Source organism: Streptomyces sp. ISL-12, from assembly GCF_018614415.1.
Classification (GTDB): Bacteria; Actinomycetota; Actinomycetes; order Streptomycetales; family Streptomycetaceae; genus Streptomyces.
In genome coordinates this window covers 21,308-33,623 of record NZ_JAGGOO010000139.1, presented here as the reverse complement: position 1 = coordinate 33,623, position 12,316 = coordinate 21,308, and the positions used below count along the sequence as shown (strand labels likewise).

Annotated in this window: 11 protein-coding genes; 3 read left to right on the top strand and 8 right to left on the bottom strand. The window is 74.2% G+C overall.

All coding sequences use genetic code 11. From position 1 onward, the window contains the following. Positions 1-363 precede the first annotated feature (363 nt). Complete coding sequence (locus J7I94_RS32565; RefSeq protein ID WP_215173009.1) at positions 364-1,317, bottom strand: FAD-dependent oxidoreductase; 954 nt, start codon at positions 1,315-1,317, stop codon at positions 364-366. 66 nt (positions 1,318-1,383) lie between these two features. On the opposite strand from J7I94_RS32565, the gene J7I94_RS32560 reads away from it, so the two are divergent. Together J7I94_RS32560 and J7I94_RS32555 are read left to right on the top strand one after the other, a co-directional pair. Then, a complete protein-coding gene (locus J7I94_RS32560) occupies positions 1,384-2,418 on the top strand; it encodes an oxidoreductase (RefSeq protein ID WP_215173007.1) in 1,035 nt (344 codons plus the stop codon). Positions 2,419-2,454: 36 nt separating this feature from the next. Continuing rightward, on the top strand, positions 2,455-4,095 hold the full coding sequence (locus J7I94_RS32555) for an ABC-F family ATP-binding cassette domain-containing protein (RefSeq protein ID WP_215173005.1): 1,641 nt from the start codon (positions 2,455-2,457) through the stop codon (positions 4,093-4,095). Positions 4,096-4,125: 30 nt separating this feature from the next. On the opposite strand, the gene J7I94_RS32550 is transcribed toward J7I94_RS32555, so the two are convergent. From J7I94_RS32550 to J7I94_RS32535, 5 genes are all read right to left on the bottom strand, one after another. Next, complete coding sequence (locus J7I94_RS32550; RefSeq protein WP_215173002.1) at positions 4,126-6,495, bottom strand: Tex family protein; 2,370 nt, start codon at positions 6,493-6,495, stop codon at positions 4,126-4,128. A gap of 103 nt (positions 6,496-6,598) precedes the next feature. Beyond that, positions 6,599-6,730, bottom strand: coding sequence for an LPFR motif small protein (locus J7I94_RS38780; protein WP_252100478.1), 132 nt, complete (start codon positions 6,728-6,730; stop codon positions 6,599-6,601). Positions 6,731-7,403: 673 nt separating this feature from the next. Further along, positions 7,404-7,748 carry a hypothetical protein gene (locus tag J7I94_RS32545; RefSeq protein WP_251076081.1) on the bottom strand — a complete coding sequence of 115 codons (345 nt, stop codon included), beginning with the start codon at positions 7,746-7,748 and terminating at the stop codon, positions 7,404-7,406. A gap of 56 nt (positions 7,749-7,804) precedes the next feature. Beyond that, the gene (locus tag J7I94_RS32540) at positions 7,805-8,674 is read right to left on the bottom strand and encodes a hypothetical protein (RefSeq protein ID WP_215172999.1); all 870 of its coding nucleotides are present in this window, start codon (positions 8,672-8,674) and stop codon (positions 7,805-7,807) included. A 52-nt stretch (positions 8,675-8,726) separates the two neighbouring features. Further along, on the bottom strand, positions 8,727-9,482 hold the full coding sequence (locus J7I94_RS32535; protein ID WP_215172997.1) for an enoyl-CoA hydratase/isomerase family protein: 756 nt from the start codon (positions 9,480-9,482) through the stop codon (positions 8,727-8,729). A gap of 265 nt (positions 9,483-9,747) precedes the next feature. On the opposite strand from J7I94_RS32535, the gene J7I94_RS32530 reads away from it, so the two are divergent. Then, on the top strand, positions 9,748-10,266 hold the full coding sequence (locus J7I94_RS32530; RefSeq protein ID WP_215173014.1) for an ATP-binding protein: 519 nt from the start codon (positions 9,748-9,750) through the stop codon (positions 10,264-10,266). Between the two features lie 29 nt (positions 10,267-10,295). Here the strand turns inward: J7I94_RS32530 and idi are convergent, their stop codons facing one another. Then, positions 10,296-10,889 carry an isopentenyl-diphosphate Delta-isomerase gene (idi, locus tag J7I94_RS32525; RefSeq protein WP_215172995.1) on the bottom strand — a complete coding sequence of 198 codons (594 nt, stop codon included), beginning with the start codon at positions 10,887-10,889 and terminating at the stop codon, positions 10,296-10,298. 284 nt (positions 10,890-11,173) lie between these two features. Next, a complete protein-coding gene (locus J7I94_RS32520; RefSeq protein ID WP_215172993.1) occupies positions 11,174-12,124 on the bottom strand; it encodes a cation diffusion facilitator family transporter in 951 nt (316 codons plus the stop codon). Between the last annotated feature and the right edge of the window lie 192 nt (positions 12,125-12,316).

Below are 12,316 nucleotides of genomic sequence, written 5' to 3'. Positions count from 1 at the left end.
GGGTCCGCCTGTCCTGTGTTCCGGCCGTCGCTGTCCGGTGCCGGGGGTCCGCCTGTCCTGTGTTCCGGCCGTCGCCGTCCGGTGCCGGGGGTCCGCCTGTCCTGTGTTCCGGCTGTCGCCGTCCCGTCCCCGGCTGTCGCCGTCCCGTCCCCGGCTGTCGCCGTCCCGTCCCCGGCTGCCGCCGTCCCGTCCCCGGCCCCGCCCGTCCCGTGTTCTGGCCGCCGCTGTCCGGCTCCCGGGGTCCGCCCGCCCCGTGTTCCAGCCTCCGCCGTCCCGTCCCCCGCACCCGCCCGCCCCGCAATCCGGCCCCCGCCCGTCCCGTACCCGGTGCGCGGCGGTCAGGCCACCGGCCGCCGCCCCCGTTCAGCGGCCCGCCAGCCCCGCCGCCTCCCGTGCGCACCCCCAGGCCACGGTGACGCCCGCGCCGCCGTGGCCGTAGTTGTGCACCAGGAGCCGCCCGTCCGGCAGGACCTCGCGCTCCAGCCGTACCGCGTCCCGGGCGGGCCGCAGCCCCACCCGGTGTTCCAGGACCCGTGCCCCGGCGATCTCCGGCCGCAGTGCCGCGCACCGCCGGACGATCGCGGCCGCCACCGCCGGGTCCGGCTCCGCCGACCAGGCGTCCTCCTCCGCCGTACCGCCCAGCACCAGCCGGCCCGCGTGCGGGAAGAAGTACGCCATCTCCCCGGACTCCGGATCGGTGGACACCGCCCAGGTGCGGATGCCCGGGTTCTCGACGACGACCAACTGCCCGCGCACCGGCCGCACCGACGGGTCCGGCACCAGCGTCCGGGCCCCGAGGCCCGCGCAGTTGACCACTACCGGCGCCCCGGCCTCCCGCAGACCGGTCACCGCCCGCGTCTCGACCGAACCGCCCGCCGCCAGCAACCGCTCGCGCAGCCAGGGCAGATGAACCGACATGTCGATGAGCGGCAGCCGGGCCCACAGCCCGGAGCCCCGGTACTCCGCCGCCGTCGCCGCCCGCAGCCCGGGCAGCCGATCGGCCGCCCACCCGTCGACCTCGTGCCGCTCCGTCTCACCCAGGACGCCTTCGGCCATACGTACGCCGGTCCGCTCGGGGCGGGCCGCCAACTCCTCGTACACGTCCAGGGAGCGCAGCGCCCACGCGCGCGCCGCCGCGGCCGGTGCGATCCGGTACGGCCACCACAGCGCCCCCGCCACCGCCGAGGTGGTCCGCTCCAGGGGCTCCCGGGTCCACACCCGTACCCGGCTGCCGCGCTCGGCCAGGACGACGGCGGTCGTCAGCCCGATCACGCCGCCGCCCACCACGACGACTTCGCCCTCCAGTTCGGTTTCCACAGGCGGACGGTAGCGGAACCCGCCCGGCCATGCGCACAACGCCGCGACAGCGGGAATACTCACCGCATGTCTGCCGAGTACACGACCTTCGGCCTGGCCCCCGCCACCCGGACCGGGGGAGTCCTCGCCGGGGGTGCGTACCAGGTCCACCGCGACTTCCTCGACTTCATCGTGGACGGCCGGCCGCTGCTGTTCCGCCTCAGCGACCTCGACGCCGTCTCCCCGCTCGCCTCGGACGTCCCGCCCGCCATCTTCACCGCGCAGGTCCGCGGCCTGTTGCTGGAGGCCGAACCGCCGCTGCCCGGCGGCCGGTACATCATCTACGGCTGCCCCGAGTGCGAGGACCTGGCGTGCGGCGCGGTGACCGCCGTGATCCGGCGGGACGGCGACGACTACGTCTGGCAGGACTTCGCCTGGCAGACCGATCCGCACGCCGACCTCCGGCTCAACGGCTACCAGGGCATCGGCCCGTTCCGCTTCCCCGGCGCCGAGTACCGCGCGGCGCTCTCCGCCCTGCTCCGGCAAGGCCCCGGCACGCCGCGCCGCCGTGTCCTGCTGATCGGCGCCCGGGTCGCCGTACTGGCCAAGCTCGCCGCCGCCCTGCGCACCATCGACATCGGCGCCGACATCACCCCCGACCTCGCAGGCGCCTCCGCCGAGGAACTGCGCGAGTACGGCGCCGTCGCCTTCGGCGCCGCGGTGCCCGAGCAGGACCGCGCCGCCGTCCGCGCGGCGTTCACCGAGGCCGGTGCCGACGTCGCCTACGTCGACATCCTCGCCCCGATCGTCCCCGTCCTGGTCGCCCAGATCGAACACGCCCTCGACCGCACCCCCGCCGAACGGCGCCGGCTGACCCGCCTCACCGCGACCGGCGAGGCGGCGGACATCGAGGTCACCTCGCCCTGCCGGGTACGGCTCACCGCGTACCGTCTGGACCGGCTGCACCGCACCCACACCCGCGAGGTCTTCGACGGCGTCCTGGAGCCCGGCGCCCACCGCGTCTTCCTGGACACCGCGGCGGTCAAGGGCCGTTCCTGCCTCGTGGCCCGGGCATCGGAAAGCGTGCTGGTGGCAGCGGTCGCGCACGGGAAACCCGGCTGAGTCCGCCCCGTACCGGCCGCTAAAATCGGCGCCCTGATGACTGCCACCCTCGTCGCCAAGAACCTCGCCGCCGGCCACGGCGACCGCTCCCTGTTCACCGGGCTCGACCTCGTCGTCGCCCCCGGCGACGTGATCGGCCTCGTCGGGCCCAACGGCGCCGGCAAGTCCACGCTGCTGCGGATGCTCGCCGGCCTCACCGCCCCCGAACAGGGCGAGCTGCGGCTGTCCCCGCCCAGCGCCACCGTCGGCCACCTCCCGCAGGAACCCGAGCGCAGGCCCGGGGAGACGGTACGCGCCTTCCTGGCCCGGCGCACCGGCGTCACCGAGGCCCAGCGGACCATGGACGAGGCCACCCAGGGCCTGGTCGACGGCGCGCCCGGCGCCGACGACGCCTACGCCACCAGCCTGGAACGCTGGCTCGCCCTCGGCGGCGCCGACCTCGACGACCGCGCCGAGGAGGTGGCCGGCACCCTGGGTCTGGCCGTGGACCTCGACCAGCCGATGACCTCCCTCTCCGGCGGCCAGGCCGCCCGCGCCGGCCTCGCCTCCCTCCTGCTGTCCCGCTACGACCTCTTCCTCCTCGACGAGCCGACCAACGACCTCGACCTGGACGGCCTGGAACGCCTCGAACGCTTCGTCACCGGCCTGCGCGCCGGCACCGTCGTCGTCAGCCACGACCGCGAGTTCCTCGCCCGCACCGTCACCAAGGTCCTCGAACTCGACCTCGCCCAGCAGCGGATCAACCTCTACGGCGGCGGCTACGACGCCTACCTGGACGAGCGCGAGGTGGCCCGCCGGCACGCCCGCGACGAGTACGAGGAGTACGCCGACAAGCGGGCCGCCCTCCAGGACCGGGCCCAGACGCAGCGCTCCTGGATGGACAAGGGCGTCAAGAACGCCCGGCGCAAGGCGGGCAGCGACAACGACAAGATCGGCCGCAAGTTCCGCAGCGAGGCCAGCGAGAAGCAGGCCGCCAAGGCCCGCCAGACCCAGCGCATGATCGAACGCCTGGAGGTCGTCGAGGAGCCCCGCAAGGAGTGGGAGCTGCGCATGGAGATCGCGTCAGCCCCGCGCTCCGGCGCGGTCGTCGCCGCACTGCGCGACGCCGAGGTGCGGCGCGGCGGGTTCACGCTCGGTCCGGTCACCCTCCAGATCGACTGGGCCGACCGGGTCGCGGTGACCGGCGCCAACGGCGCGGGCAAGTCCACGCTGCTCGGCGCCCTGCTGGGCCGGGTCCCGCTGGACGGCGGGCACGCGGCCCTCGGCTCGGGCGTCCTGCTCGGCGAGGTCGACCAGGCCCGCAAGCTGTTCCACGGCACCGAGCCGCTGCTCGACGCCTTCCAGACGGCCGTCCCCGACACGGAACCGGCCGAGGTCCGCACCCTGCTGGCCAAGTTCGGCCTCAAGGCGGACCACGTGCTGCGTCCGGCGGCCACCCTCTCCCCGGGCGAGCGCACCCGGGCCGCCCTCGCCCTGCTCCAGGGCCGCGGCGTCAACCTCCTGGTCCTGGACGAGCCCACGAACCACCTCGACCTGCCGGCCATCGAGCAGCTGGAGTCGGCCCTCGACTCCTACGAGGGCACCCTGCTGCTGGTCACCCACGACCGCCGCATGCTGGACGCCCTGCGGGTGACCCGCCGCCTGGAGGTGGCCGACGGCAAGGTGACGGAACGCTAGCCGCGCCCCGCCCCCCGCCGCCCGGCCCGCTTACGCCAGCCCCGCCCGCTTCAGGGCGTCGGCCATCGCGCTGTTGGCGGGCGGCGGCGCCGACCGCCCCTTGCCCTTGTCGCCGGCCTTCCCGCCGGAGGGCTGCTGCCGCTGCTTCGGCGGCCGTCCGCCGCCCTGGCCCCGCTGCTGCCGGCGCGGCTGCTGCTCGCCCTTGGGTGCCGCCTCGTCGTCCAGGCGCAGCGTCAGCGAGATCCGCTTGCGCGGGATGTCGACGTCCAGCACCTTCACCTTGACGATGTCCCCGGGCTTGACCACGTCACGGGGGTCCTTCACGAACGTCTTCGACAGCGCGGAGACGTGCGCGAGCCCGTCCTGGTGCACACCGACGTCGATGAACGCCCCGAAGGCCGCCACATTCGTCACGACACCCTCCAGGACCATCCCGGGGGACAGGTCGGAGATCTTCTCCACGCCCTCCTTGAAGGTGGCCGTCCTGAAGGCGGGGCGCGGGTCACGGCCCGGCTTCTCCAGTTCCTTCAGGATGTCCGACACGGTCGGCAGACCGAACGTCTCGTCCACGAAGTCGGTCGCCCGCAGGGACCGCAGCACCGAGGTGTTCCCGATCAGCGAGGCCACCTCCTGCCCGGCGGTCTTCACCATCCGGCGCACCACCGGGTACGCCTCCGGGTGCACGCTGGACGCGTCCAGCGGGTCGTCGCCGCCGCGGATCCGCAGGAAGCCCGCGCACTGCTCGTACGCCTTCGGGCCCAGCCGCGCGACCTTCTTCAGCTCGCCCCGCGCCTTGAACGGCCCGTTGGCGTCGCGGTGCGCCACGATGTTCTCCGCGAGGCCCGACGTGATGCCGGAGACGCGGGCGAGCAGCGGTGCGGAGGCGGTGTTGACGTCCACCCCGACACCGTTCACACAGTCCTCGACCACCGCGTCCAGGGAGCGCGACAGCTTCACCTCGGACAGGTCGTGCTGGTACTGGCCGACGCCGATCGACTTCGGGTCGATCTTCACCAGCTCGGCCAGCGGGTCCTGGAGCCGGCGGGCGATGGAGACCGCGCCGCGCAGCGAGACGTCCATGTCCGGCAGCTCCTGCGAGGCGAACGCGGAGGCCGAGTACACCGAGGCGCCCGCCTCGGAGACCATCACCTTGGTGAGCTTCAGCTCGGGGTGCTTGGTGATCAGTTCCCCGGCGAGCTTGTCGGTCTCGCGGGACGCCGTGCCGTTGCCGATTGCGATCAGCTCGACCGCGTGCTCCTTCGCCAGCCGCGCCAGCTTCGCGATCGCCTCGTCCCACTTGTTGGCCGGGACGTGCGGGTGGATGACGTCGGTCGCCACGACCTTGCCCGTGGCGTCGACCACGGCGACCTTCACGCCCGTACGGAACCCGGGGTCCAGGCCGAGCGTCGCCCGCGTCCCCGCCGGGGCGGCCAGCAGCAGGTCGCGCAGGTTGGCCGCGAACACGTTCACCGCCTCGTCCTCGGCGGCCGTGCGCAGCCGCAGCCTGAGGTCGATGCCCAGGTGGACGAGGATGCGGGTGCGCCAGGCCCAGCGGACCGTGTCCGTCAGCCACTTGTCTCCGGGGCGCCCCCGGTCGGCGATCCCGAACCGCGACGCGACGATCCCCTCGTACGACGACGGCCCGTCCGTCGGCTCCTCGGGCTCCAGCACCAGGTCGAGGACGTCCTCCTTCTCGCCGCGCAGCATCGCCAGGATCCGGTGCGAGGGCAGTTCGGTGAACGGCTCGGCGAAGTCGAAGTAGTCGGCGAACTTGGCGCCCGCCTCCTCCTTTCCGTCCTTCACCTTGGCGGCCAGCCGCCCCCGCGTCCACATCCGCTCGCGCAGCTCGCCGATCAGGTCGGCGTCCTCGGAGAACTTCTCGGTGAGGATGGCCCGCGCCCCGTCCAGGGCGGCCTGCGGATCGGCCACGCCCTTGTCCGCGTCGACGAACGCGGCGGCGGCCGCGAGGGGCTCGACACCCGGGTCGGCCAGCAGGCCCTCGGCCAGCGGCTCCAGACCGGCCTCGCGGGCGATCTGCGCCTTGGTGCGCCGCTTGGGCTTGTACGGCAGGTAGACGTCCTCCAGGCGCGCCTTGGTCTCGGCACCCCGGATGCGCGCCTCCAGCTCCTCGGTGAGCTTGCCCTGCTCACGCACCGAGTCGAGGATCGCGGCCCGCCGCTCCTCCAGCTCCCGCAGATAGCGCAGCCGCTCCTCGAGCGTGCGCAGCTGCGCGTCGTCGAGCATCTCGGTCGCTTCCTTGCGGTAGCGGGCGATGAAGGGCACGGTCGAACCGCCGTCGAGCAGTTCCACCGCGGCCTTCACCTGCCGCTCCCGTACGCCGAGCTCCTCGGCGATCCTGCCTTCGATGGACCCAACGTCGATCGACTCGGGTGTCGTCACGATCCCGTACCGCCTTCTCACTGAGGTTGCGCGGCAATTGTGGCAGGCCGCACCGACACTCGGGGATCAGGGCGGGCGTCCGGGCAGGTCGGAGGCGGCGTGCTCAGGCCCGGCGGCTGCGGGTCGAGCTCGACGCCCCGCCGAAGAGCCGGGCCAGGGCCCGGAAGGGCAGCGTCACGACGGTCGCGATGGCGCCGCCGATCTGGCGCAGCACGTCTGCGATGGCACGGAACACAAGAGCCTCCCTCTGTCCACCCGGCCGGTCCGACCGGGTGGAGAACGGGTACCTCGCAGCGGCCCCGCCATGCCTGCCGAGCCGATCAGCGCGCCATGCCGGCCTTCCTGTCGCTCTCACACCGGCCCCGCCCACGGCCGGCACGGCGGCCCCGCAGTCGGCCCGCATGCGGACCCGGCCGGGCCGCATGCCGACCCGGCCGTCGGCCCGTACGGCGGCCCCGCCGACGGCCTCGCGTCGGCCCTGCGACGATCCTCACGCCGCGGTCGGCCGACGGGCGGCCAGCGCGGTGGGCCAGGGCTCGTGGAGCACGTCGAACGGGCCAGAGCTCAAAGAGCGCGTCGCAGAGGGCCGCAGGCATCTCGGGCACGGCGGTAGCCGGGGTGTCGGTGGTGCCGGCCGGGGTGGTGGCCACCACCAGCGGGGCCGACGCGCGAGGGCCCGCCTCCCGGCCCGCACATCGGCCTTGCGCCGGGCTCTCGTGCCGACCGGTGTGCACGGCCTTCGTATGGCCTTGCGACGGCCCTCGTGCCGGCCGCGGCCCGCCCGGCCTTTGCGGCGGCTCTCGTGCCTGCTCCGCCTTCATATGGCCCTGCGACGGCCCTCGTGCCTGCTCGGCGTTCCTACGGTCCTGCAGCGGCCCTCGCGCCTGCCCGTGGCCCGCCCAGCCTTCCTATGGCCCCGCGACGGCGCTCCTGCCGCCCCCGCAGGCTCGGCCTTTCCAGGGCCTCGCGACGGCCTTCACTCCGACCTCCAGACGGGCCCGCCTGCCGCCCTCAGCCGGTGCGGATCCGGCCGGTCGCGGGCTTGTCGGTGGGTTGGTGACGCGGGCGATGGTGTGGCCGAGGCCGGACGAGGTGACGGCCTCGGGCATGCCGTTGAGTTCCTTCAGCGCGTTGGGCATGGTCAGGCGGGCCATGACGGGCAGCACCTTGAGCTTCCAGTGCCGGCCGTCGCGGCTGTCGGCCACCGAGGGGGTGGCCAGCCCGATGAACCGGGACGCTTTCTGGGCCCGCACCGCCTGCACGATGTTCCGTGTCCCGTCTCCCGCACCGGCCCTCCTCCCACCGCCCCTCACGCCTTCCCGAGCAGGTCCGTGGGAAAGGCGCCCGCGCCCAGCGCGGTGCGGGCGAAGGCCGACCCCAGCTCGGTCAGCCGAGCGACGCCCGCCGCGCCGAGGTGCTCGTAGGGACCGGCGTCCAGTCGGTCCGTCTCCCGCTCGATCTCCGCGCGCAGCGCCGCGCCCTCCTCGGTCAGCTCCCCGGCGGGGTCGAGCAGCCCGCGGTCCCGCAGCCGGGTGACCGCCGCGTCCCACTCCTCCTGGGACCAGCCGCGCGTGCCGAACACCCACTTCGGAGCCAGCCCCTTGCCGGTCGCGGTGTGCGTCACCAGCGCCTCCAGGCCGTCCAGACCCGCGGCCATGAGCACGGCCAGGTGCCCGTCGCCGCGGTGCTCGCGCAGCAGGGTCGCGGCGTGCCAGTACGCCAGGTGCGGCGCGTCGGGCACCGGCAGGTCGGCGTGGGCGGAGTACAGCGGCCGGGCGGCGCGCGAACACCCCTCGGCGGCGCGCAGTGCCAGCCCGGCGGCCTCCGTCATCTCGGCCGACACCAGGGCGTCCTCGCCCAGCAGCCGGCGCAGGGTGGCGTCGACGGCACGCGCGCGTGCCGCGAGGGCCTGCTCCGGGGTCACCGTCGTCCAGACGGCCGGGAGGTGCCGGGCGACCAGCTCGTGCTTGTAGTTGTAGAAGGCGGCGGTGACCGCGCCGGCGCCGACCGGACCCAGCGCGGCGGCCCGTACGGCGAAGTTGACGGCCCGGGGGTCGGTGACCCCGAGGGCGCCCAGTTCCCGGCCCAGGTCGGGCGAGAAGTAGTGCGTCGAGTGCAGCGAGTTGAGCACGTTGTGGCAGCGGCGGCCAGGGCGCCGGTCGATGGCGGCAGTCGTCATGCCGGGCACGTTACCAACCGGTCAGTATGTGGGGAACGGCCGTGCGGCCGGTTCAACCCGACGCGGGGGCGTGCCAGGTGAACCGGGGCGGACGGCGCTCCAGGAACGCGGCGACGCCCTCCGTCGTGTCGCCGCTGCCGTCGGCCTGCGCCGCCCAGTACGCCTCCCGGCCGGTGCGCCCGTCCACGAACTCCTTCGCCGCCGCCTGGGTCAGCCCCGACCGGGCCGCCAGGACCCGGGTGAACTCCGCGACCCGCCCGTCCAGCCCGCCGGCCGGCAGTACCTCGTCGACCAGGCCCGTGCGCAGCGCCCGCCCGGTCCCGATCAGCTCGCCCGAGAACAGCAGGTACTTCGCGCCGGCCGGGCCCACCAGCGACGTCAGCCGCCGGGTGGCGGACGCCGGGTAGACCACCCCCAGCCGGGCCGGGGTCACCCCGAACAGCGCCCCCTCCTCGGCGAACCGCAGGTCGCAGGCGGCGGCCAGCTGCACCCCGCCGCCCACGCAGTGCCCGCGGACCGCCGCCAGCGTCGGCTTCGGGAAGGCCGCCAGGGCTTCCTCGGCCTCCACGGCCAGCCGCTGCGCCTCGCGCGGCCCGTCGGCCAGCGTGGAGATGTCGGCCCCGGCGCAGAAGGTGCCGTCCGCGCCGGTGAGCACCAGCGCCCGGACCGCCCGGTCCGCGGCGAGGGCGTCGAGCAGCGGGGGCAGCGCCCGCCACATCGCGGCCGTCATGGCGTTGCGCTTGGCCGGGTGGTGGACGACGACGGTGGCCACCGCGTCCGTGACGCGATGCAGCAACTGGGGCTCCATGCGCCGGATGTTACCGGCCGGTTGGAACCGTCGGTCCGAGTCTCCCGCTGTCCCGTCCGTCCGACGGTCAAACCAGTACAACCGGAATAGTTCGCCGAGATGGCGCAACCGGGACAGGATCAGTCCCACAACTGACTGTGTCATACGCCAACGGTCAGAACCGTTCGATACGCGCTGACTTCCATTCAGTACCTCGGGGCGGAGCGACTCGTTACCAACACTCAGGGGTGTGGTGACAATCGAGCGCAAGGGTGGCGACCCGACGATGGACGACCACGAGCGGGAGGACGGCGCGGTTCCGGTTCCGGGGCCCCAGCCGCATCCGGAGGCGGGAAGACCCGCGGACCGCGCGGATCCCTTGCCGTACGAAGGCGTCTGGCGGTTCACCGCCCCCTCCGTCGAGGCGTCGGTCCCGCAGGCGCGGCACGCCGTCCGCGACCTCCTGACCCACCAGGGCGTACCGGTCTCGCAGGACGTGGCGGACGGGCTGCTGCTGATCGTCTCCGAACTGGTCACCAACGCCGTCCGGCACGCGGCGGTGCTCTCGCCGACGCTCTCCGTGGAGGTCGCCGTCGGCTCCGGCTGGCTCCGGCTGTCCGTGGAGGACAACCACCCCTACCGCCCGACCGCCCTGGAGACCGACCACGGCCGGACCGGTGGCCGGGGCCTGCTGCTGGTCCGGGAGATCACCCGGGAGGCCGGCGGGGCCTGCGACGTCGCCCACACGGCCAGCGGCGGCAAGGTGGTCTGGGTGGCCCTGCCGCTCGGGCCCGCCCTCCCGTAGGGCGTCCGCGCGGCTTCACGTACTGGGGCTCACCAGCCGGCGGACGGGCCCGTCAGCTCGCGGACGGCCGGACGCGCCGCGTCCAGCACCGTCATGAACCACGCCGAGAAGGTGTCCCGCGCGTGCCGCTCGGCCAGCTCGGCCGGGGAGACGAAGACCGTCTCGGCGACCTCCGCAGGATCGGGCCGCGGCGCCGCCTGCACCAGACCCACGAAGAGGTGGTTGTACTCCTGCTCCACCAGGCCCGAGGCCGGGTCCGGGTGGTTGTAGCGCACCGTGCCCGCCTCGGCGAGCAGCGACGGGGAGACCCCCAGCTCCTCGAAGGTCCGCCGGGCCGCCGCCGCGAAGGGCGACTCGCCGGGGTAGGGGTGGCCGCAGCAGGTGTTGGACCACACCCCGGGGGAGTGGTACTTGCCGAGCGCCCGCTGCTGGAGCAGCAGCCGGCCGCGCTCGTCGAAGAGGAACACCGAGAAGGCGCGGTGCAGCTGCCCGGGCGGCTGGTGCGCGGCGAGCTTCTCCGCGGTGCCGATCGTGACGCCGTCCTCGTCGACGAGTTCCAGCAGAATCGCGTCCGCGGTGCCGCTCGACGAACTGTTCGCCGCGGTGGCAGGAGTGATCGGCATACCCATCCTTCGCATCGGTCCTCGCGCCCCAAGTGTGCCGTACGCGGCCGGCGCTGCCCGCACTTCCCCGCCCGCATGTCCCGCACCGCCGCGCGGGAGGCCGTCACGTACGGCCGGGCGCCGGGACGGGCCCGGCAGGTGATCGTGCCCGGTCGCCGGACGGGGAACCGCCCGCGCCGGACCTGGCGGGGATCAGGACGCCCGCGGACCGGCGGACGGCTGCGTTCCCGGGCGCCTTCCCCGGAAGACGCGCCCCGTCCCGATACCCGTGCGCCCCCGTCGCCTCAGTGGCACAGCCGCGCCTCGTGCTCCGCGTGCCCGCCCGGCTCCAGCTGGAAGGTGCAGTGTTCCACGTCGAAGTGGTCGCCCAGGCAGCCCTGGAGCTCGTGGAGCATCTTCTCGTGGCCGGTCGCGCTCAGCGTCTCCGAGCCGACCACCACGTGCGCGGAGAGCACCGGCATGCCGGACGTGATCGTCCACGCGTGCAGGTCGTGGATGTCCTCCACCCCGTCGAGGGCCAGGATGTGGGCCCGTACCTCGGCGATGTCGACGTCCTTCGGTGCCGCCTCCAGCAGGACGTCCAGCGTCTCGCGCAACAGCTTCACCGTCCGCGGCACGATCATCACGCCGATGACGAGCGAGGCGATCGGGTCGGCGGCCTGCCAGCCGGTGGTGACGATCACCAGGGCGGACACGATCACCGCGACCGACCCCAGCGCGTCCGCCGCCACCTCCAGGAACGCGCCGCGCACGTTCAGGCTCTCCGCCTGGCCCCGCATCAGCAGCGCCAGCGACACCGAGTTCGCCACCAGGCCGATCACACCGAAGACGACGGTCAGCCCGCCCGAGGTCCCGGCCGGCGAGACGAACCGCTCGACCGCCTCGTACAGGACGTATCCGCCCACCCCGAGCAGCAGCAGACAGTTGGCCAGCGCGGCCAGGATCTCGGCCCGGGCCAGCCCGAAGGTGCGCCGGTCGCTGGGCGGCCGGCCGGCGAAGTGGACCGCCAGCAGGGCCATGCCCAGCCCCACCGCGTCCGTCGCCATGTGCGCCGCGTCGGCGACCAGCGCGAGCGAGTCGGCCAGTACGCCGCCGACGATCTCCACGACCATCACGGTGAGCGTGATCGCCAGGGCCACCCGCAGCCTGCCCCGGTACGCCGCGGTCGCCGTACCGCCGGCGGGCGCGCCGTGCCCGTGGCCGTGGGCATGCCCGTGATCGTGCCCAGCCCCCATGAAAGCCGCCTCCCTGTCGTCCGCCGGGAGCACAGTGAACTACGGGCCGACACCATCCGGCAACGCGGCACTGAACACCGTTGTCATGTGCCCTGACCTGCGTAAACGTTGCGCAGGTCAGCGCGGGAGAAGGGGCGGTCGCCCCGGTCGGCCCACCCCTCGCGTACCCCCGGCCGCACCCTCCACCCGGGC